Annotated in this window: 16 protein-coding genes; all 16 read right to left on the bottom strand. The window is 42.8% G+C overall.

Annotated elements, in window-relative coordinates:
- Window positions 1-253: 253 nt before the first annotated feature.
- The 16 genes from AWM68_RS18680 to AWM68_RS18605 all read right to left on the bottom strand — a co-directional run bounded on the left by AWM68_RS18680 (window position 254) and on the right by AWM68_RS18605 (window position 22,702).
- A complete protein-coding gene (locus tag AWM68_RS18680) occupies window positions 254-2,644 on the bottom strand; it encodes a beta-galactosidase (RefSeq protein WP_066245261.1) in 2,391 nt (796 codons plus the stop codon).
- Between the two features lie 641 nt (window positions 2,645-3,285).
- The gene (locus tag AWM68_RS18675) at window positions 3,286-4,152 is read right to left on the bottom strand and encodes an ROK family protein (protein ID WP_066245259.1); all 867 of its coding nucleotides are present in this window, start codon (window positions 4,150-4,152) and stop codon (window positions 3,286-3,288) included.
- Window positions 4,149-5,681, bottom strand: coding sequence for a DUF4127 family protein (locus AWM68_RS18670; RefSeq protein WP_066245257.1), 1,533 nt, complete (start codon window positions 5,679-5,681; stop codon window positions 4,149-4,151). The genes AWM68_RS18675 and AWM68_RS18670 overlap by 4 nt, the downstream gene beginning before the upstream one ends.
- On the bottom strand, window positions 5,678-6,658 hold the full coding sequence (locus tag AWM68_RS18665) for an acetylxylan esterase (RefSeq protein ID WP_066245256.1): 981 nt from the start codon (window positions 6,656-6,658) through the stop codon (window positions 5,678-5,680). The genes AWM68_RS18670 and AWM68_RS18665 overlap by 4 nt, the downstream gene beginning before the upstream one ends.
- A gap of 413 nt (window positions 6,659-7,071) precedes the next feature.
- The gene (locus AWM68_RS21150; protein WP_082820782.1) at window positions 7,072-8,757 is read right to left on the bottom strand and encodes an ROK family protein; all 1,686 of its coding nucleotides are present in this window, start codon (window positions 8,755-8,757) and stop codon (window positions 7,072-7,074) included.
- Window positions 8,758-8,802: 45 nt separating this feature from the next.
- Window positions 8,803-11,352: a glycoside hydrolase family 38 C-terminal domain-containing protein gene (locus tag AWM68_RS18655; protein ID WP_066245254.1), complete on the bottom strand. Its 2,550-nt coding sequence runs from the start codon at window positions 11,350-11,352 to the stop codon at window positions 8,803-8,805.
- Complete coding sequence (locus tag AWM68_RS18650) at window positions 11,353-12,708, bottom strand: FAD-dependent oxidoreductase (RefSeq protein ID WP_066245251.1); 1,356 nt, start codon at window positions 12,706-12,708, stop codon at window positions 11,353-11,355.
- Between the two features lie 27 nt (window positions 12,709-12,735).
- Window positions 12,736-13,557 carry a carbohydrate ABC transporter permease gene (locus AWM68_RS18645; RefSeq protein WP_066245249.1) on the bottom strand — a complete coding sequence of 274 codons (822 nt, stop codon included), beginning with the start codon at window positions 13,555-13,557 and terminating at the stop codon, window positions 12,736-12,738.
- A 17-nt stretch (window positions 13,558-13,574) separates the two neighbouring features.
- A complete protein-coding gene (locus tag AWM68_RS18640; RefSeq protein ID WP_066245248.1) occupies window positions 13,575-14,516 on the bottom strand; it encodes a carbohydrate ABC transporter permease in 942 nt (313 codons plus the stop codon).
- A gap of 67 nt (window positions 14,517-14,583) precedes the next feature.
- Window positions 14,584-15,912 carry an ABC transporter substrate-binding protein gene (locus tag AWM68_RS18635; protein ID WP_066245247.1) on the bottom strand — a complete coding sequence of 443 codons (1,329 nt, stop codon included), beginning with the start codon at window positions 15,910-15,912 and terminating at the stop codon, window positions 14,584-14,586.
- A 347-nt stretch (window positions 15,913-16,259) separates the two neighbouring features.
- Window positions 16,260-16,487, bottom strand: a complete 228-nt coding sequence (locus AWM68_RS18630) for a hypothetical protein (protein WP_066245246.1) — start codon at window positions 16,485-16,487, stop codon at window positions 16,260-16,262.
- Window positions 16,488-16,707: 220 nt separating this feature from the next.
- On the bottom strand, window positions 16,708-19,077 hold the full coding sequence (locus tag AWM68_RS18625) for a glycoside hydrolase family 10 protein (RefSeq protein WP_066245244.1): 2,370 nt from the start codon (window positions 19,075-19,077) through the stop codon (window positions 16,708-16,710).
- 192 nt (window positions 19,078-19,269) lie between these two features.
- Window positions 19,270-20,007, bottom strand: coding sequence for a glucosamine-6-phosphate deaminase (gene nagB / locus AWM68_RS18620; protein ID WP_066245243.1), 738 nt, complete (start codon window positions 20,005-20,007; stop codon window positions 19,270-19,272).
- On the bottom strand, window positions 20,004-21,188 hold the full coding sequence (gene nagA, locus AWM68_RS18615) for an N-acetylglucosamine-6-phosphate deacetylase (RefSeq protein ID WP_066245241.1): 1,185 nt from the start codon (window positions 21,186-21,188) through the stop codon (window positions 20,004-20,006). The genes nagB and nagA overlap by 4 nt, the downstream gene beginning before the upstream one ends.
- A gap of 20 nt (window positions 21,189-21,208) precedes the next feature.
- Window positions 21,209-22,006, bottom strand: coding sequence for a MurR/RpiR family transcriptional regulator (locus tag AWM68_RS18610; RefSeq protein WP_066245239.1), 798 nt, complete (start codon window positions 22,004-22,006; stop codon window positions 21,209-21,211).
- A gap of 15 nt (window positions 22,007-22,021) precedes the next feature.
- Entirely contained in the window at window positions 22,022-22,702 is a 681-nt protein-coding gene (locus AWM68_RS18605) for an N-acetylmannosamine-6-phosphate 2-epimerase (protein ID WP_066245235.1), read from the bottom strand.
- Window positions 22,703-23,052 lie beyond the last annotated feature (350 nt).

The raw sequence follows: 23,052 nt of genomic DNA, 5'->3' as shown, positions 1-23,052 counted from the left end.
TTGCGCCATTAAGGGTCTCACCTGTCTAGTTCCAGTGTCTAGCCCCTCGAGGTCAAAAGTTAAATGGTTCAGAAGGCAAAGTGCGCCTTCCAACCCATTCACCTTTTGCTTGTCGGGGCTGAACGAGCCACTTTCACATTTCAGACTGACCGCTTGTCCTAGCCGAGAGTCTCGCACCTTTCACTTCAATCAACTTTTTCAAGGAAGAGAATGAATAAAAAACATTAGCAGTAACTAGAAAATAGCCTTGTTTTTATCGTTGAATAGCGTTCGCGAACGCTGGTTGAAACCGAATGGATGCTATGTCTTCCGTCGTCTGGATCAGCACTTTATATGTGTGCTCCTCGACTTCTTCAATGGTGATTTCATTGCTGTCTACAGGTTTCCACGTAGAAGAACGGAAAATGAACACTTCTTCTTTTTGGACCACTTTTACTGTGAGTGAGATCTCTTCTTGGTGTAGCTCTGTTTCGAAGATCTCGCCTGTGCCATATGTGATGAACAAGTCCTCACTTAATGGGATGTTGACCGGAAGCATGAGTCCGCTTCTCATTGGAATTGAGATTTCTTTCCCACCGAAAAGTGTCGTTCCCTCGTACGTAATCTTCGTCGTTTTCTTGTACTCGTCAAAGTTTTGTAGGAAGAAAAAATCTCCTTTTTGCGGGTGAGATCGAACAGTGATATCTAGCTCTTCATCAAGGCTGAAGCGACTCTCGATACCCGCTCGTTTTGCAAGCTCCACGATTATCTCGTTCTGATAATGAAAGCCGTGATCCATTCCTGCGCCAAACATGTAAAGCTGACCTTTTCCAAGCTGTTTTTCAAAAGCGATCACTTGATGAGGCTTGTCTTCGATATGCGCGAACGCTCCATCTGTCTTCTCATAGATTTCAGCACGGTCGATCAACACGTTGTCCTTCTGACCAATCTGACCAAACACACGATTCTCTCTACCTTTTACCGAAACGCCAATGTAATCTTTTAATATCGTACATGGCACGTTTTTCAGTGTTTTCGTCGGAATGGTCGGGAACAGGATGAGCTTGCCACCGTTTTCTAAGTAAGTGACGAGTTTTTGCTGAATATTTTCATCCATCCATTCTGTGGTAAACATCCAAAGAGAAGTTACTTTACTTGGGTCGATCTCAGCTTCATCCTGCACGTTGATGGCATCATAGATGATGTTGTTCAGTCTTAGTGCCTTCGCGATGCCGTTCGCCATATACGTTTCACGATCATGCTGAATCTGGTCAACCATTGCTTTCGTATGCTCATCATGAAACTCAGTCATGTAATAATCCGGATAAAAACCGAGATGTGTGTCAACCACTGGCTTCGTTTGAAGCAGTGACTTCTCAAAAGTCTGCAGCATCTTTCCGATATGCTGGATCACAGGATAGTGCGGATTTTTTTTGCCCGTCTTAGTGAGCGGCGCCTGCCAATCGTGGCGTCTTCCGAACAAGCCGATGTTTTCATAGTTCTCACCAGCACCAAACATGTAATAATTCACACCATTCATTCCGTCTGCGATACATAAACGTGTCGTTAGATCAAATGTCGTCGGTTGGAGCTTCGGCTTGTCGTGGATGCTTCCACCTTGAAACTCAGCGGAGAACAGCGGCTGCTCTTTCCACTGAATCGCTTTAGTAAACGCGTTAGCCAGCACGATGTCGACGTAGCTGTCATACTCAATGTTGCCGATGTAATAGTCGCCAGCCATGAGCGTATTCTCGATCTTGGCTGTCTCAAGCAGCTGCGAGATCCCAATCGGGTACATGGTTCCGCGCTTCAAAAGGTCGATACCATGAAACCCATGAATGTTCACGACAAATGGAACGTCAATGCCCTTTTTTTCTGCAGATTGCTTGAGGTGCTCAATGAACCGTTTGTAGTGCTGACGTAAAAAGAGACCATATTCATTTCGCAATGCGTGAGCGAAGATTGCCTCAGGCTTTTTTGTCATGTTTTCCGCAAATGACTGGATGTCACCAAACGGAATACGGAATGTATCTTGAAACGATTGCTCCGTGTAGTTGGTTTTTAAATGCTCCTGAAACTCTTGAAGGGTAGACTCGTTATAATCTGGCTGGTTCGTCACCCAATGGAACATCCCGACTTCGTTATCCAGCTGGAATAGGATGACCGGACCGCCGTTTGTTACGAGAAAAGGTTTGATGACCGCGCAAGCCTCTTTATACCAGAGCTCCGTTTTTTGTAAAAATGTCGGATGACTATAACTGACAACGCGGGTTGGATGAATATCGCCTGCGTTTGTTTTCGCTACCGCTTCTGGGTAGTTTTCAATGAACCACGTTGGAACACCATGGTCGATGATTTCCGCCATCACATAAGGACCGGGCCGCACTAGGCAATACATTCCTTCTTCTTTTACGAGCTGGAGAAAAGTTTGCAGATCGCGCTCTGGGCGTGAATTGCCCTTGAGATCTGTCACGCCTTCTTCATACTCATGAAAGATCCAAGGTACATATGTACTGATCATATTCGCTCCGGCTTCTTTTACCTGTTGGATGCGCGTCCTCCAATCTTGTTTTGGGATACGAAAGTAATGGAGCTCACCGCCAAACAGAAAGACTTCCTTTCCCTCTACGATTACCTTCTCATCTTTTATCGTTACGCTTTTCATACATCACCTCTTTATCCGGAGACCCGGTTTTTGTAAAATGGGCTGCGTTACGTTTTATCGAAACGTTTCGATATTGGGTAAAAAAATAGGTTTTTCGAAAAATATAAACGTTTCAAATCTATTGAAGAGAGAAAAACCCTCATTTTACTAATAGAAACGTTTCGCTTTTACATATTATAAAACAACTTGTAAACGGTTACAATAAAATTTTCTAAAAATTATGAATGGTAGCTCTTATGTAGATGAGTTAGTTAATAACAGAGAGCCACTCCAATTAAGGGTTTATGATGGGATTTTACGGTACGTGTTCTTATATGGTATTACACGTTCGCTCAGTCGTGGTCGCTTTTCGCTCAATAGACCCTCCGTTTCGCTCAGTGACCCCCTGTTTTCGCTCAATAGACCTTACGTTTCGCTCAGTGAACCTCTGTTTTCGCTCAATGACGCCTAGATTATTGATTATCCGCATAAAATTTAACAGTTTTTTCTCTATAAAATGGCTTAAAAGCTTAATATTCGAATGATGATTAAATAAACACCAATATTTATGTCTATTTTCTACCTCTAACACCAACGTTTTCAGCCAAATACAAAAAGCTGACTCCTAAACAGCCTGGAATCAGCTCCATAAAATCAATCATCTATAGTCCTTTAGCTAACGCCAGCGCCCCACATAACCCAGCATTGTCACCCAAACCAGGGGGAACGATGTACTGATCGATAGTTTTCAATAGATTGTCATGCTGAATATACCCGTTCAACAACTTAACCGTCTGTTCTCGGACTAGCGGGAAAAGCTGCTCCTGCTTCATCACGCCGCCCCCAATGATAATCTTCTTAGGCGAGAGAATCAGTATATAATTCACGAGCGCTTGTGCGAGATAATATGCTTCAAGTTCCCACACTTTAGAATCTCCTGCAAGTTCCACACCTTTTGTTCCCCAGCGTGCTTCAATCGCTGGACCAGCCGCCATTCCTTCTAAACAGTCACCATGAAACGGGCAGCTTCCACGAAACGGATCTTCTTCATGCCGCCTCACTAAAATGTGGCCCATCTCTGGGTGAAGCATGCCGTGAACCAACTTTCCTTCTGAAACAGCACCAACGCCGATACCTGTTCCAACCGTCATATACAAACAGCTGTCGAGTCCTTTTGCCGCACCCCAAACGGACTCACCTAGTGCTGCCGCATTCACATCCGTATCAAAACCAATAGGAACAGAAAAACGTTTTTTTAGTTCTCCAACAAGATTGAATGAGTTCCAATGTCTTTTTGGTGTGCTCGTAATATAGCCGTACGTTGGACTCGCGTGATCAAGATCAACTGGTCCGAATGAGCCCACACCTAGCGCATCAACTTCTCTCGTTTTAAAAAAGCCGATCACCTGCTCCAGAGTCTCTTCTGGCGTTGTGGTTGGAATAGAGATTCTTTCAATGACTTCTCCCTGTTCCGTACCAATTCCGCAAACAAACTTCGTGCCACCTGCTTCAATCGCACCTAGTCTCATTTTGATTCACTTCTTTCTTTCAACTTAAACGATAATCCGCATTCAAACATTCGGTTCCATGGTGCGAATGTCTTCAAATTCTCTACCTCATAAGCTAGAAAACTATTTAGAATTACCTCATTGAACCTTGATAGCATTCGCTGATCGCGCTCTTCGTTCACAGCGTCCGCAGCGTCTTTTAGATCAAAATAATTCAAACCATACTGTGGCAAGAAATCCTCGTTCATTTTCATACGAACCTCTGCTTGATAAAAATAATCATCAAAAAGGTGGTAGATCAAGTTTTCTTTAATCTGCTTCTGTATCCCATCAGCACCTAATGCACCTTGGCAGATCGTTGTACCAAGCGTATTGCAGTTCGTGTTCCAGCCTTTGTACGACAATAGCTGATCAAGAATACCCTCTTCATCTAAAAGAGTTATCAGCTCGGCGTCACCGCCATTGGCATATGCCGAATCCGCTACAATGACATTTTTTCCTGAATCAATAAAGTGCTTGATCTGATCCACAAACGTCAGCATATTTCTAAAACTCGTGTACGTAATATCTTTTGCATGCTGTTCCCACGATTCTTGCATCGCGCGGCCTGGCGTATTATAAGCGAGTACCAGATCGGCATCCTCTGCACGATCTACCAGCTGACACCCTGCTGCTAATATGTGTGCTTTTAAGCTTTCTGCAAAAGGACGGTCTTCATACATCGGCACAAGCTGAGGGCCGAGTGTACTGCTCCATATCGGAAAAATTTTAGGTTTCTGCCCTTTCAAATCATTATAAACCCGGGCTAATAAAGTCGCACCCACCTCATCAGCACCAGGGTACATTTGAACGTTTTTATATAAACGAAGCTGTTCTCGTTTTGTAACCACTGCGCTTTGATCAATCGCCGTATATCCGAATTCGGAACTGTCATCTTGCGGAATGGACAAAAACGTCAGCACTCCTTCCTTAACCAAATCCAGCATTTGAACATTCATGTTTGAATTGAAAGCACGTCTCGTCTCATAGTCTTCAATGTGTTCTTGTGGCAGCTTATCCTTTATCTCACTAAGCTGTTTCGCCTCATCTTCTGTTAAGTTTTCGCGCTGTTCTTTATCTAGTAAATAGGCACGTAAAAACAACTCTCGGCCCCAGTGTTCATAATAATCTGGTTCCTCGTCACTCGAACTGTATTTGGGTGTGCGCATGATCAAGTTTGACGCATAGATTCCGAGATTCGGATGTTCCTGGCGCAGTGAGCGTAAGCGTTCCATCCATACAGCACTCTCTTTTTCAGTTAAATAATGAAGTCTAGAGGGAAGAAGTCCGCCATAAATCAGCATATCGATACTTAGGATGAGAGTGTCCACTTTGCCTGCAGCAGTCTTTACCCAGTTCCATAATCCTTCTGTATTTGCCGCCTTCTTTTTATAACCTAAAAGTTCGGGTTCTGGCATAAACAGTTCAACATCATGTGAAGACTTCACAATCATTTCTACATAGGTCGTGTTGCACGGACGTTCATCTATTGGTAAATAAGCAATCTTCATGAATTTTGCCTTCTTTCGCTCGTACTTTTTAGATAAGAGTGCATAAATGTAAGCTTCTCTTCTTCATGAAGCATAGGAACTTCATGGCCGTATTCTCGGTATGTTCTCATTTCCTTTGGTCCGCTTAAATGATGATATAACGCAAAGGCACTACTCGGCGGGCAAACGGGGTCCATCATCCCTACAGATAAAAGGACCGGACACGTTACAGAGCTTGCCAGATTCATGGCATCCACATAACTAAGTGTTTCAAAAATTTTAGCAGATGTCTGATGAAGCGGGTCATGAACTTTAAAATAATGCGCAATCTCTGTGTAAGGCCCTTCTGCAGCAAGTCTGACCGAGCGTTCGAAGTCTGTCATAAACGGAATGTCACATAACGTTAAGAGAATGCTGTCTTGAAGTGCAGCCGTCGCAATGGCTAATCCTCCCCCTTGGCTGCCTCCTTCTAAATAAACCCCGCTTTTTCCAGAAAGCTCCCGAACAACATCAACACTTCGGTAACAGTCCATATAAACATGACTGTAATAATACGCGTTACGGTCAAATATCCCCTGAGTGACCCAACCGGCCGCTCCACCATTTTCGTAGGTGTTCTGATCCGCCGATTTTATACTCTGCCCTCGCACATCTACTAATAAAACAGGTACTCCTTGGATCACATGCTTAAACGTATAATGTGGCTGCAACGTGTTCCAGTTGTAGCCATGAAAGATGACGGCAGCTGGTGCATCGTTCTTCACCACTTCAGGTGTAACGTATACACCGTAAATGCGGGAATTGCGAAACCCGTCAAAAGCTACGTCATAGACGTTCACGCCTGGAACGCTGTATGCCCTCTTCTTCATTTCAACATTAAGCGGATACTTCTCATTTTCGGATTTCAAACCTTCCCAGAACGCATCAAAATCAGCTTGTTTCGTTTGCTTTGGCTTTTCATTTAGCCGTTTATCTTGTTCTTCATCGTACGGATTCATGACCGTTCACCCTTCATACGTAAAAAGGAGAAAATATTGTGTGATCTCATATTTTCTCCTTTCTTTTTAAGTTCGTTTTTTTGTGGCGTGCAGGTGCGGGGTGCAAGCGTGCCAGTGGCCCTTGAGCTTCGTTCTGCGCGCCATCGGTCCTGTATGTTTTCCTAAGTTTTACGGTACGTGTTCTTATATTTATTACACGTTCGCTCAATCAAGGTCGCTTTTCGCTCAATACATCAGCCGTTTCGCTCAGTGGATCCCTCTTTTCGCTCAATCTGACCAGCTTTTCGCTCAGTGAAGCCCTCTTTTCGCTCACAACACCCCAAATTACAAACTTCATCCCTCTTTTACAGCTCTAAATCCTGCCCAACCGGCCAATCAGCGTCAGAATGATCCATACTGAGCAAAACACACGTTTAAATAATCTCTTTTTGATGATTTCCAGCAGCGTTATAGTCATTGCGCAGTTCTTTTAAGATGACATCCATTAAATAAAAAGCGGATACCTCGCAAATGGAGTTATCATCACCCGCGATATCGTCTGTCGCTGGAATGAGTAAACGCGTATTCGAAACCTCAGATAACGGAGAATCTTGCTGACTCGTCACGCCGATCGTTTCACACCCTAACTTCTTCGCCTGTCTCAACATACTAACCACTTCTGAATCATAACCAGAAGCACTGAGCCCGATCACCAAGGTGTCTTGGTTTATTGTATATGACGAAAGTTCCATCTCATAAGGAGACGAGAATGTGTCTGCTCTCTTACCTAGTTTCATCAGTTTATATTTCATTTGATCCGCGATAAAAGAGAGTTTGTTTCCGCCATACAAGTAGATTTGTTCTGCGTTCGCTACTTGATGCTTAACTTTTTCTACATCTTTCATCTCATAAAGCGTATCAAATTTTTTGAGCATATTTACATACGTCTCTTTCACACCTGTTAAATGTTGACTTTCAGATGGTTCAAAAAGTCTTGTGCTGACTGAAGCTTCTTTTGCCATCAAACGAAGCTTATTGTAGGAGCCAAACTCGAGCTTTTGGCAGAAACGTGTTATCGTTGCTTCTGATACGTCGATCTGACGCGACAGCTCTGAGATGGTTCTGTTCGGGAATGACTCTAGATTCGTGATAATGTATTTTGCGATCATCTGCTCTCGTTTCGTCAGCTTATGACGATGCGATTCGATCATTGTAGTGATACTCTTTAGAGGCTGCAAAGATTCTTGCAGCAGGAAATGACGTAAAGCTCCGACCATGCCTGCATTGTTTAAGTTGCGGGCGATCTCGATCTTCGTCTTCGCTAAAATCGCTGGAATCACATCGATCTCGAGCTGTTTCATGATTAACGGCAGAAGGTAATCCTTTTGAGCTGTGATGCCTCCGCCGATAATAATCGTCTCTGGATTCATCATGTAGGCGATTGTAGCGATACCTTTTGATAAGTAGTACACAAGGCGCTCGATTTCCTCGATGCATATTTCGTCACCTTTTTGCGCCAACTCGAAAATCTTCTTGCCATCAAACTCCGTTTCAGCTGCTTCTTTTCGCCTCGCTACATTTTTAATCAGAACACGAGTTGAAGCGAGCTCTTCAAACTGACCGCCTTCGATCGGAATGTAACCAATCTCACCACCGCTAAAGCTGTGACCGGTATGAAGCTTGTTGTCTAAAATGTAGCTGCCGCCAATTCCTGTACCAATCGTCAGACAGAACAAGCTCTTTGAATCTTTTCCTGTTCCAATCCAAGACTCCGCAAGTCCGGCACAGTTCACATCGTTTTCTACTTCTACAGGCAAGTTAAAATGTTCCTCTAGTTCCTGCTTCAACTTAGTTCCGGTGTAGTTCGGAATCAGCGATGAAGCGAACAGGATGACACCTTCTTTGGAATCTACTTGACCCGCGGTGCTGATACAGATCCCGCTTATGTCATGCTTCTCAATCAGCTGCTCTCCACACTGCTTCACTTTTTGGACGATCGCGGGGCCACCAAGCTGCGCCTCTGTTGGCACTTCATATTTTTCAATAAACGTCCCATCTTCTGAAATAACACCGTATTTAATTAATGTCCCGCCTATGTCAAATGCTACAAACTTTCTCATCTTGATCACCTTCATTTTCTAAGGACGGAGTATTTGATCCCTTCATTACCGGCCTTTCCTTTTTACACGAATGGTTTTGATTTGTTTAGGGCCAAACGTAATGGCTGTCTGTTTTGCGGCAGTTACCCTCGACAGGATTTCCCCTGCAAAATTAACTTCATACAGCTCTTCAGGATCAAAACCAAGAAATAACTCTGTGTTCACATCCTCATCAGAAGGATTGAACAGACGAATATCAAATGTATTTTTTTCCTTCAGCATGAATGAGGAGAAAGCAACCTCTGCTGATGAAAGTTTAAATAGCTTTTGATCCTCTTTTTTTACATATGATTGCTGAGTCAGCACATGCTGTCGCAAAAATTTCCCTTTGTTCAAACTCATGTTTTTCTTGCCTAGAACCAACCCGTACTCAAATTCGTACTCACCGATACATTGTGCACCAGGTGTTTCAAAGCCAGGTCCAGCCCCATTTCCGCGCGTACGAAGATCACGTCTCGATAACCAGCCAACACTTCGGATCATCGTCAAGAAAATGTGGTCATTTCCTTCGAATTCATCAACCTCGTATTCTTGCAAACCGCGGTGAAGAAGCTGATGTTCATTTACGATCACTGTAGATTGAGTTGGATATTGGTTCATGGTGGCTTCTTTATTTTTCGGCATATCATATTTCTTATCTCGAAGCGTTTCCCGTTGGATCAGGTCAAACGCTGTATCTGCATAGCTTATATCGGCTTTTGATGTAGAGAATCCAACTTTTAACTTTTGATCTTTCGCCGTATTGTTTATCTTCGTTTTAAAATAGATGAACCTTTTCCCTTTATGAAGGGTAATCATTGTTTTCATCGTATTTGTCGTTTCCGCGTCATTCGGACCTGTTCGGTCTTCGTTCAGTGAAGCAGGCAATTTCATCTCATAATCTACTGTGACGGACTGAAACGTCTCGCCTTTTATGATATCAGATACCCCTGAAATAACCGCTTTACTCATGTTTTCGTTCAATGGCGGAGAATAGTTATACGTATCTCCAGCATCTAGAGACGAGGTGAAATGGTGCTGATCCTTATATGTCGCGCCCGTTTCTAAGTCAGTGATGGATAAACTATCTTCGTGCCACTCTATTTTATAAAATTCATTTTGAATCGACTGAAGTTCACTGCTGCTAACAACTACCGATTCATCCTCCACCGCAGCAATACGAAGCTTCTTGATTTCCGCTCCATCAAAAGGCAGCAGGAAACAAACATCATAGATCACATAATCCCCATAGTGAGGCTCAGCTAAAATATGGTGGATAAACTCTTCCCGACGTTCTCTTTTCAACACGTCAAACACAATTTCCTCTTCGTTATGAAACAATTTGATAGAACCTTTATCGGTTACCGCCGGAATGCGGATTGTTGCTGTAACAGGATACTGTGACGCAACAGGTGTGTTGTTAATCACATATAGATAGCTGTTTTCGACTGAATCGGCCAAGTACTCAAACGGAAATTCATCGTGAAGAATATCTTTTGAAAACTGACTGATCGCGCTCAATACTTTTTGCGTTCGTGTTTCCATCTCATCGTGAACGGCGTCCACACTGCATCCGCAGATGCTGTCATGTGGCTGATTCTGTAAGATCAGCTTCCACACATATTCCATAAATTTTGCAGAATCTGAAGAACCATTTGTCCAAACATTCAGTGATTCCATGATTCCAACGGCTTGGTCTTCACACATTTGGTTTTGATTTTTCAAATAAGATCTTGTGGAATAAACGCCTGGAAGTATAAAGATCTTTGATGGATCGCGTTGCTCCCCTGAGATGGTTGACTCTGGTTCCATTCCAGCGAACATTTTCACATATTCAGACATCAACGTTTGCTTAAACGTAATTTCAGGCATCTCTTCACTCAATTTCTTTACTCTTTCATCCACATCAGAACTCGTAAAGGTATGATCGGCTCCGTTCATGATGAGTGCATGGCCAGAAGTTAAATAAGGAGCATTGCCATCTAAATAAGATTTCGTCTTTTCCACAAAATCTTTAGACTTAAGGAATGTTTGATAATACCCTTCAAATAGCGGCAGAACGATCGTAAACACCTTTGTACCGTCCGCACCTTCCCACATGTTCTCAAAACGGTCGGATACAGCGCCACGGAAAATAAGAGCTGCATGGATTCCGTAATTCTGCAGGATTTGCGGCATCTGGCTGATGTGTCCGAACGTATCTGGCAGATAACCGATGTTGTATGGTGAACCGAGTTTTTTTGCAGCGGTTGTTCCGATCTCTAGATTCTTAATCATGGACTCGCCTGAAACGAGAAACTCATCTGCTAAGAGATACCAAGGTCCAACTTCTATTTTCCCTTCATGTATAAAAGCAAGAAGGCGTTCATATTCTTCATCACTTACGATCTCTTTGTAGTCATCCAGAACAATCGTCTGTCCGTCTAAAAAGAAGTTATCTATTTTTCCTTCATTCAACAGTTTCTGTGTATAGCGGAGTCCGTTGCGAAGTCTGAAGCGAAACTCTTCAAACGTTTCATACCATTCGCGGTCCCAATGTGTATGGTTCAATATGTTTACGGTTTGTATGTTCTTCATTTAAAACTCCTCCACCATTTGAAGCTGCTGTTTCAGATGTGCACCGTTCAATTGGTTTAATGCTGTCTTGTTTTTAATGGAATACGCACAAGCTAATCCTGCCGCTTGCCCCATATCGCGAACGGTCGGCTGTATGCGAAGAGACGCTTGCATCAGAAATGTGCTAGAAATATGCCTACCTACAACAACCAAGTTTTCCACTTCATACGTGATTAAGGAACGATAAGGAATCTCATAATACTCTCCGCGAGTAAATTTCGCTTCGTTTACCGATTCCTTTGTAACACTGTGAACATCAATGTACCAATCACCACGTGCAATTCCGTCTTCAAATCTGGCGCGGTCCACATAATCCTGTTCAGTAAGTACATATTGGCCGACGATGCGGTATGATTCTCGGATACCGAGCTGATTCGCTTCTTTTAAAAGAAACGCGTTTTGAAATCCCGGAATGTACTTTGGTAAAAAGCGTGCGAGCCTTCGAATCATTTGTCTTCCTTTTATAACAGCCTCTGAACGAAGCTTTGGATCTGTTGTTTTCATGATCCCAGGAATGTGCGGGCAGTTGAATGACATGACTGTTGGTTTTCCCGGCTGGGTAAAAGCTTGGAAATATCGCAGATCTTCCTCGATTAGATCACCGTTTGCAAGTGCTTCCCTGAAATAAGGCTCCAGCACATGCCCTTTACCAGGAACCATGGCGATCTCAAAAAAGTCAGGATTCTCGATCTTACAAAACGTCTCGTTCTTTGAAAGAATAAACGTTCGCAATTCTGGGATATCAATACCACCCATTTCAAAACGGAAAGAAATCTGCTGGTTTTCCCCATCTTGATTTCCGCTTTCAACAGTCACGCCTGCCGATCGAGAAAGAACCGCATCTGCTGTAGCATCAACAAATGTTTTGCCTGCTATGGCCATCAGTCCATTGCATGTGTTTACGACAATATGCGTAATCTTTCTATCAACCAGCACACAATCGATAAAATTCGCATCATACAGAATGCTGCCACCGCGCTCTGTAATGAGTTGTTCGAGCACATAACTTAAAGACTCTACGTTAAACCAGCTGCATGCAGTTGTTCCGTCGTTCGTTTCTATATTTTCTTGATTTAGACGCTCGGTAATTAACCCGTTGATGCGCTGAGTTTTTACATGAGTCGGCATCATAGGAGAAACAAGGGAATTTGTCTGAGTTCCTCCAAGTGAAATGGTTTTTTCTACAACTAGGGTGGAAAGATTTTCTTCTAATGCTGAAATTGCTGTTGCAGCGCCACCTGTACCGCCGCCGACGACAACACAATCCACATCATGGATGACAGGTATTTCTCTTCCCCAAAATGTTAAGGTACTCAAATGAATTCACCTCTTAAAAAGATATGGTTAACCTTTGACTGCTCCGTCTGTTGCTCCTGAAATAAAGTACTTTTGCAGCCAAATAAAGATTAGTAGTGTTGGAATCGTCGTTAAGATGGATGCTGCAGAGATTAATTTTAAGTTGGATCCGTCAAAGTTCTGTGAAAGCTGCGCTAGACCGATGGATAACGTATACATGCTGCTTTCTGTTGAGTTAAGCAGCGGCCATAAGTAATCTCCCCATGTTCCCATGAACGTGAAGATGGCTAGCGTTACAAGCGTCGGCTTTACAAGCGGCAATACGACGAGATACCACACTTTAAAGCGGTTTGCACCGTCTAAGTAAGCCGATTCTTCGAGTTCTTTTGGTATACGAAGGTAAGCTTGGCGCATTAAAAAGATTCCGAACGCTGTTGAAACCTGCATCACAACAAGCCCAATATGTGTGTTTCGCAGCCCAAGTTCTCCTGCCAGCTGAAAAAGTGGAGCCATGTAGAGCTGAAACGGAACCATCATGGTTGAGATGATGAGTGCGAGCACTACACTGCGGCCTCTAAATTCCATTCGTGCGAGCGGATAGGCCGCTAAACTGCAGAACAGCAGGTTTAATGGAATCGCAATCGCTGTAATGATCGCCGTGTTCATAAAGTAAAGTCCAAAGTTCGATTTTTCGAAAGCTGTTACAAAGTTTGCAAGTGTTGGATCTTTTGGAAGAAGACTTGTGTAGATGCCTTCACCTCCAGATTTCATCGCCATAAATAGCGTAATGAGAAACGGTCCGACCGTTAGCACGGTAATCAATAACATAACGGCATAAAGCCAGATTTTACTGGTTTGTTTTGATTTCATGGTTATCCCCCAATCGATTAAACACGCAGATCGTCTTCGCGTTTACTTGTTAGCTTCATTTGCAGAAGTGATGCAGCAATAGCAAGGACTAGCAGAACGATACCTGCAGCTGATGCCGTACTTACATCAAGACTCATAAATTTGTTGTAGATGTACATCACGAGCGTCGTTGTTGCACCTGAAGGACCACCGCCCGTTGTTAAGGCGATCTCTTCAAAAACTTTCATTCCGGCAATGATCGTCATAACGGATACGAGTGTAATAGAAGGCGTTAGCATCGGAACCGTAATCTTCGTAAACTGCTTCCAAACAGATGCACCGTCAATACTTGCAGACTCATAAACATCCTTTGGAATCGATTGCAGACCAGCCAAATAGATGATCATATAATAGCCTAGACCCTTCCATACGGTGATGGCAGCTACGGCTGTAAGTGCTGTTGACGATTGAACCAATAGATTCGTAGGACCATCAAACACGCCTAGTTTTACTAAAAACTCTGAGATGATTCCGCTTTGTGAATAAAGCATCTTCCACATGAGTGCAGCTACAACCATAGGTGTGATAACTGGGAGATAGTAAAGAACGCGGAACGTACCAGCAGCTTTTATTTTTTGGTTTACAAGGACTGCTAAAATCATTGGTAAAAAGACGTTTAACGGCAGGACGATCACAAGAAACGTCAGCGTGTTCATTAACGCAACCCAGAAATACTTATCTGCAAACATCTCTTTAAAGTTAGCTAGACCAACATATTCGCCAGTACCCGCAATGATTTTATAATCCAGCAAACTCCATTTGAACGCTTCTAGGATGGGATACACTAAAAACGTTGCTAAAATTACGATAGCTGGCAGTAAAAACAGCCATGGTGTAAGAAACTTCATGCTAAACGATTTCTTCTTTTTTGTTGTGATCTTTGTTTTTATATTTGCTAGTACAACAGGTTCTCTGTTCATGTTAGAACCCCCCTTTAAAAAGTAGAGACTAGGCTTTTTTAAAAAGCTAGTCTCTTCATCTGTTACATTAGAATGTTACTTTTTCACCTGTTTTTTCAAATGCTTTATTCCATTCAGAAGCTAGCTCTTTTAAAGCTTCTTTCGGAGATAATTTGCCTTGTAAGTTTTGGATGAAGATATTTTTTGTTGCAGTACGCAGATCAGCACTGTTTTCCGTTGGAGGAATAAGTACTTCTGCACGGCTTAAAGACTTAGAAGCTTCTAACATACCAAACGCTTTTGGAGAATCTCCTGGATTCTTGAAGTAGTCATCTTCTAAAGATTTCTTTGTAGCTGGAAGAACCGTGCCTGCTGTTTTAGCAAACTCTAGTTGGTTCTCAGCGTTTGAAACAAATTCAGCAAGTGCTACTGCAGCAGCTTCGTTCTTTGTTTTCGCTGGAACGGCAAAGTTCATAACCGCAACGTTCACTGGTGCTTCAGCTGCGTTTAACGGCTGTCCTGCTTTTGAAGCTTTGTACACATCAGGTGCGCCAGATTCAATCGGGCCAAGGAAAGTTACGCCGCCTTCAAGCAAAGAAACGTTTCCTGCCATGTATAGCTCTTGACCTGTTTTGATCGAACCTTCTGCCGCTTCTTGCGGAATGATTCCTTCTTTATACATCTTCTGAGTTGCCTCGAAGAATTCTAATAGATCTTTGTTGTCTTCAATCTTTGCTTTACCATCTTCCACGATTGGTGTTCCGTTCGCGATCGAGACCATTTTTTCCATGATCGTGTTACCGTCGTTGATAACTGGGAAGTAAGAAGGCTTGCCTGTTGCTTCTTTTACTTTTTTCGCTGCTTCATAAAGTCCCTTTGTATCTGTAGGCAGTTCAGAAACACCCGCTTTTGAGAAAGCGTCGTTGTTATACCAAGAAACTGTAGTTGTTAAGTACCAGGGCAATGCATAAAGCTTGTCATCATACATTCCCGACTGATAGGGTCCTTCTACAAAAGAGTCCTTCGTCTCGTCGCTCACCGCATCTGTAAGGTCGAGTAGTCCGCCCTGAGCTGCAATGTTAGACATGTAGTGAGGATTTAAGTTTACAACATCAGGAACGTCATTCCCTGTAAGTGATGTTAAAACTTTTTGTTCCATTTCGTTTTGAGGAACATCTTCAATCACAACATCAAGTTTCGGGTGAAGTTTCTCAAAGTCTTTTTCAATGTTCTTGAAGTAAGTATCAAATGGCTCTCCTGCTAAGGAAGCCGTCCAAAGCGTAACTTCTCCAGAAAGCTCTCCATCTTTAGAAGATCCTTTTGCCTTCTCTTCCTCTCCGTTGCTGCACGCGATCAAACTTAATGACAACGCTGCTGCTAGTGAACCAGAAACCCAAGTTTTTGTACGTTTCTTCACTTTTCATTTCCCCCTCAGAAACAATTTGGTAAGCGTTTTCTTAATAACTCAATTATAAAAGTTAGTTTGTGAGATTTCAATCCATTTTAAAAATAATTTTCGTTAGTTTTATAATTTTGAAAATTAATTTCTTTTTTGTGTACTAGGTTTTTGCTGGCACGTTTTCATTTTGCAAGGTGGCGAGGTTTCGGCAACAGGCTGGTAAACGAGCATTTGAAACGGAAAATCGACTTAATTTTGTCATGGATAGAGATAGAATCAGGCAAAAGCTGAATCAAAAAGGACGTAAAATGCCAGTTTGATTCAACTTTTCCAATTTTAATGATGTTTTTTAGTCTGAACATGCCCTAATATGAGGCTTGAATAGTTGTTGTGAGCGAATCAAGGGCAGAATTGAGCGAAACGGGCACTAAATTGAGCGAAACTAAAGCCCTATTGAGCGAAAACGAAGCTTGATTGAGCGGAACGACACCCTCTTTGAGCGAAAACGGATTTTCTACTTCTGTAAGGTGCATGCTTGTACCATGAGAAGCTTCTTGTAAGGCATACCCCGCTGAAAGCCCAGCAGCATGCAACCGAACAACCTCCAAAAATTACACCTCGCGCCGCAGTCCTTCTCAATTTGCACGCACTAACAACGAAATCGCACGCACATCTGCCAAAATCACATGCGTAATTGACATTAATTTCACGCGCCACATCGCACTCACCGCACAACTAGCTAATTTGCACAAATAAACAACTTAGAAAAAAGAACAGATCCTAATCATTTGATCTGTTCTTTCTATAAATCTCTTATTTTTGATGATTCAACGCGTAATTCACCCATGTTTTAGCTTGTAAAAGGTCAGCTTTCATTCTCTGTCCAACAACTGCTGCAAGCTTATCATCAGCAACCGCCTGCTCAACCTTCGCTACTGTTGTATCAAATACACCAGCACTGTTCGCGGCATCTTTATTCACTGCTTGATCTAGCTCCTTGATCGCTAGTTTAAGAGCAATTCCGTTCTCTTCGCTCACTGCACCTTGCGGGATATAGATTTTCATGATTTGTTTTTCGATATCTTTTAGTACAGTTTGTGTCGCTAGAATTGGTTCTTCACCAGGGTTCACTGCCTTTTCACGCCAAGGTCCTTTACCGAGAGCATCCACAGACGGTGCACTCGCTTGGCCGAACGCAAACATGTTTACACCAGATGTGCCATACTTGGCAGACATTACATCACTTACACTCGCCATCTCACTTAAGTGATGATAGAACGAGTAGATACCTGTGTAATACATCGTTCCTTCTGGCATTAGCTTTTTGCTGTCTGTTACCGTCTTTTGAATGCTGTTAAAGTCATGGCCATATGCTTGCGGAATAACACCATCAATGTCATCTTTCCAATCACTGATCTGTACGGCTTCTGGTCCTGGCTCAGGTGTTGCCGTCAGCATAAACTTTTTATTCATCTCTTTTGATTGAACGTGAAGCTTGTCTACAAAATCATTCTCACGTTCGCGCAGCCAATCCAGCCATTTTTCCCATTCAGCTGGTGTAGATGTCGGGGATAACGTGTATGGATCGATTCCTGTCTTCTCTTTATAAAGCTGTTTCGTTGTTTCACTGAACCCGTAGCTCTCTTCGAACTTATGATGCGGATAACGCATATAATCGATGTTCAGACCTTTGATGTCATAATCAGCCTGCATCTCTTTGTAAATATCTAACATAAAGTCTTGAACAACAGGCTGTGCGATATCAAGCCAATAGTACTTGCTTGCCGTGTCTGGCTTGAATGTTCCAGTTGTGTTGCTGCGCTGGATGGCAGCCCACTCTGGGTATTTTGCAAATTGAGACGGAACACCGATGCTGCTCTCCCCAATCATAAATCCATCTGTCCACGCTTGAATCGTCATGCCGCGCTTTTTGCCTTCTTTTACATAAGCGTCAAGAAGATCCTTTCCATATTGCCCATAGTCAGCATTCGCAAAACGCGGGTGTTGTGCCGGGAGACCGTATTTCTCCATAACCTCACTTGGATAGATCGTGTATCCCCAGAACGTTGTTTCTAAATAGACAGAGTTGAAGCCTGCTTTCTCCATACGATCTAGAACTTGATTAACACCAGCTAACGTCGTTTCCTCAGGTCGGTACCAGATGGCACGCTGCTCTGCTTTATGAGAAGCAAGCGAATAATAATACGCATCATAAGCAGATTGCGTAGCTTGTCTTGTTCGGTCCAATGATCTTACAGGATCCGTCGTTTTAATGGACTCTGCTTCTGCTAAAAGCGACTCCGCTTTTTGAATAGCAGCATCCGCTTCTGTAAACGCGACATCTAAATACTCTGACTTTGCTTTTTCTATGGATGACTTCGCTTGATCGATCGCTTGCTGACTTTGGTATTGAAAACTTTCAACGTCTTGTACGATTTCTACAACACCGTTGTCGCTTACCTTAACCTTTGCACCAATGATGGAATTTGAAGAGATCCAGCTAGAATTAACGCCATGACCGCTCACAACAAACCCGTTTTTAGGAATTTTAGAGTTTCCGCCTCCAAGCTTTGTAACAAAGCCGTTCTCAACCGTAATCTCATAACCATACTGATTTGTTTTTGTAGATTCACCGAAAGCCGGAGTATAGACGATCAGCTGATCCGGTCCACGGAACCCATCAAAAACCGCTCCACCTGGGTTTGATTCTCTTGTTGGGTCTACTACATGTGACTGTTTCTGCTCACGCTTTTCGGTTGGCTCAGTCAATGTAACGGTCTCGCCCGTTTCCAACTGATTCAAGAAGTTCGTAATGGCAGGTGTTGAGATCGTACCGGTTGATAAGACCAAACCATTTTCAGGAATGGCAGTGTCACCATCGGTTGCTTTTAGAACACGGTATGTATTGATACCTGTTTTTTCTAATACAACTTCTTTGCTGCCCTTTCTTGTTTCCGTGTAATAACTAAATTCATCGTTAAAAAGAATCAATTTGTTGTCGTTGGCGAGCTGATTCTTCCCGTTGATCGCCATTTGATCGCCTGACTCATCTTTTACGGAAAGAACGTTGTAAGGTACATTTTCCTGCGCTTTGACTATTCCTGAACCTGACGAGTCAACAGCAGAGAAAATAAGACTTGTAGCAAGGAGGGAACCGGTTAAGACATTCATTTTTTTCTTCATAATTTCAGTCTCCTTTTTTGTTTGATAGCGCTTTCAAATTATTATAAGTCGTTTCTAAATTATTTTCACTAAAATTATATTTGTGAAATTTATTTTCATTTTCTGAGTTTTTTAGAAGGGACAAGGGATTGAAGTAAGGAAACACGAAAAAAGACCCTGTTAAAAAAGGGTCTTTTTACTTATCTTTCGTATTCATTTTTTTCTAACGAGCGAAAGAGCGTTATCATCTGCAAGAATCGTTACGTTCGGATGCTTTTTCAACGCTGATGCTGGCAGCTGTTCGTCCACTTCATCGGTTGTTAACAAACGCCTCATCACCTCTGATTTATTGATCCCTGAGGCGAGGAGCAAAATCTGGTTTGCTTTTAAAATCGACGCGATTCCCATCGTAATGGCTTCCGTTGGCACCTCTTCTAAACTATGAAAAAACCGTGCATTTGCTTTGCGCGTTGTTTCAGCAAGCTTAACAATATGGGTATGTGATGAAAAAGAAGTACCAGGCTCATTAAATCCGATATGACCGTTGCTTCCTATGCCGAGGATCTGTATGTCGATTCCTCCTCCACGGATCAACTCATCCTCATACCTTTCGCATTCCGCTTTCAAATCCTCTGCTGTTCCATCAGGAATATGGATATGGGACTCAGGCACGTTAATATGGGCAAACAGGTTCTTCTCCATAAAGTAACGGTAGCTGTTAGAGTCTTCCGGATCCATCCCAACATACTCATCTAGGTTGTACGTACACACTTGTTCATAGGATGTTCCGTTCTTTCTGTAATCTTGAATCAATTCTTTATATAACACGATCGGTGTTCCACCGGTTGCAAGACCTAGTTTTGCATCTGGCTTAGATTTTACGAGTTCAATGATCATGTTGGCAGCAATTGAACTCATCTCTTCATAATTCTTCACTTCTAAGACTTTCAAGTTTCATCACCTCTTCTAAAGCTGAGATTGCCTTTACAAAATGTCATTACCACTTCATAATCTTCGTCAAGAACGACGATGTCGGCATCTTTTCCAGGGGCGAGACTTCCTTTACGATCATATACGTTTAGTTCTTTAGCTGGGTTAACAGACGTCATCTGAATGATGTCTTCCAGCGTACAGCCCGTAAATTGCATCATGTTCTTCGCTGCTGTGTTCATCTTGATGATGCTGCCAGCAAGTGTTCCATCTTTTAAAGTCGCCGTCTCATTCTGCACGGTTACCTCTTGGCCGCCAAGATCGTACTGCCCATCACCAAGACATTTTGCCCGCATCGCATCCGTCACTAATACGACTTTCTCGTTTCCTTTTTGTCTGTAAGTTAAAGAGATAAGTTCTGGCCGAACGTGGATGCCATCAGCGATGAGTTCAGTTGTTAGTTCATCGTGTAAAAGGGCCGCTCCGACTACTCCCGGCTCACGATGATGAAGACCGCGCATTCCGTTGTAAAGGTGGGTAACATGTGATGCACCCGCCTTCATTCCGCTTACCACTTCTTCATACGTCGCATCAGAATGTCCGATCGAGGCGACGACATTTTGTTCATGTAGGTATGAGATTACTTCGAGGCTTCCCTCGATCTCAGGCGCAATCGTTACAAGCTTTATGTGCCCTGACGCTAGCTCTTGCCACTGTTTAAAAAGTTCTAAATTCGGTTCGATGATCGCACCGACTGGTTGTGCACCCGCTCTTTTCTCAGAAATAAAAGGGCCTTCAAGGTGGATGCCGAGCGTTTCAGCGTTCCCTTCCACTTGGCCCGCTTCTATAAACAACCCTGCGTTTTCCAATGCTTTTTCGATTTTGTTCTGCTCTTGCGTCATCGTCGTTGCGAGAAAACTCGTTGTCCCTTCTCTCGGCAGAACGCTCGCAATGGTTTCGAGCGCTTCAAAGGTTGCATCCATCGTGTCAGCTCCACCAGCACCATGAATATGAACATCGATCATCCCAGGAACGATATGATACGTTTCTGGCAGTTCGATAATTTCTGCATCATCACCAAAATGAAAGTCCACGTCAAAACCGCTTATTTTCCCGTCTTGCATGGCAATTGAACCTTTTTCAATGATTTGTTTTTCTCCGTAAATGGAAGCGTTTTTTAATATGATTGGTCTTCTCTCCATAACTCTGCCTCCTAAGTCCTCTACGTTTCTCTTGTTTTAATCGCATCTACTGTTTCCAAATAGGTTGCTTCTCGTTTCTTTTCCGATAAAAAATGCAGACTGATTCTGTCGATCAAATACAGCGTGCTTAAGTCTAGTCCAGTTAACAGGTAGTGATTGCGCAGCGGGTGGACTGTCCATAAGATCACATCTGAGAGTTTAGTTAAAGGTGTTTCACCAAATGCCGTAAATGCAACAACCACTGCTCCTTTTTCCTTCCCTTTTGTAACAGATTGAAGCAGGTCGGCTGTTTGTCCTGAACGTGAAAAAGCGAGGATAACGTCACCGCTCGTCAGCAATGTGCTTCGGATGATCATTAAATGCGGATCTGTAATCGCTTCACACACAAAACCCATTCGGCTTAAACGATAGTTTAATTCTTGTGCTGCTAATCCAGAGCTTCCGAGTCCATAAATAAAAATCCGATTTGCTTTCGTGATATAGTTTAGAACACTTTGGAGCTGTTCAGCGTCTCCTAAATCCTGCACATCTGTCAGCATATCTCGATAAGAAGAGGCAAGCTGCTGTTCGATTCCTTCTTCTTCTTTTAACTCAGCCACTCCCGCAAGCCTTACCTTCATCTCTACAAAATTACGGCAAGATATTTTTTTCGTAAAACGAGTGATCGAACTGATCGATACACCTATTGTTTCTGCAAGCTCTTGAATATGGCTTCGTGAAGCTTTTTCAGGATTGGCCAAAATGTAATTCGCTATTTTCTTTTCCTTATCTGATAGCGTAGAGAAAACGCTTTGTATTTCTTTTAATAATGATGCCATGTGCAACATCCTTTTTTATTTCGGAATTTGAGCAACAAAACGAGCGGTGATCTGTTGCGGACGCGTGATCGCACCGCCTACAACAACAGAATAAGCACCGATTTCGAGTACATCCCTCACCATCTCAGGCGTCATAATGTTGCCTTCTGCAATGACTGGAATGGATACTTCTTTTAATACCTCTTTTAAAAATTGAAAATCATTTTCATACAGTTTGTGTTCCTTGGATTCCTCCGTGTAGCCGTAAAGAGTCGTAGAAACACAATCAAAACCCAGTTCTTCAGCCTTTTTAGCTTCTTCTTTCGAGGAGATGTCAGCCATGAGCTGAACGTTGGGATTCATCTCGCGCGTGTATGAAACGAGGTTTTCTAGCGTGAGCTCATTCGGCCTTTCTCGTAACGTTGCGTCTATTGCAATCATTTCACAGCCGCTCTCGATTAATTCATCTATTTCTTTTTTTGTTGCAGTTATATAGATTTCACTGTCGTCATAATCTCTTTTCACGATCCCGATAACCGGCAGATCCACTTCCTGCTTGATCGCGAGTATGTCTTCTTTGGAGTTCGCACGGATACCAGATGCTCCGCCCTCTCTAGCAGCAAGAGCAAGTTTGGACATAATGAATGAACTATGCAACGGTTCATTTTCTAAAGCTTGGCATGATACAACTAAACCTTTTTTAATTTGATTTAACATAGATTTCCCCTGCCGTTTAATTTTTGTGAAAATATTCGTCATAATGTGTATGTTTTAGGTAATTATTTTCTATATAGTTAAAATAACATATTTGAAGAGCATGTAGTAGAGGAAATTGTGAATTGGATGATGGAATTCTTGGTGAGGCACTCTTTTACGGTACGTGTTCTTATATTTATTACACGTTCGCTCAGTGGGGAGCTGTTTTCGCTCAGTAGGAAGCCCGTTTCGCTCAATGGAGCGCTAGTTTCGCTCAATGAACCAGTCTTTCGCTCAGTGAAGCACTCGTTTCGCTCACAGCGTTTTTCCACCTACTTTCCCCAACCAAAACACATCTAATTTGAGCAGGA

Source organism: Fictibacillus phosphorivorans (assembly GCF_001619875.1).
GTDB classification, from domain to species: Bacteria; Bacillota; Bacilli; order Bacillales; family Fictibacillaceae; genus Fictibacillus; species Fictibacillus phosphorivorans_B.
Note: the sequence above shows the minus strand (reverse complement) of the source record. Positions and strands in the feature narration are given on the sequence as shown.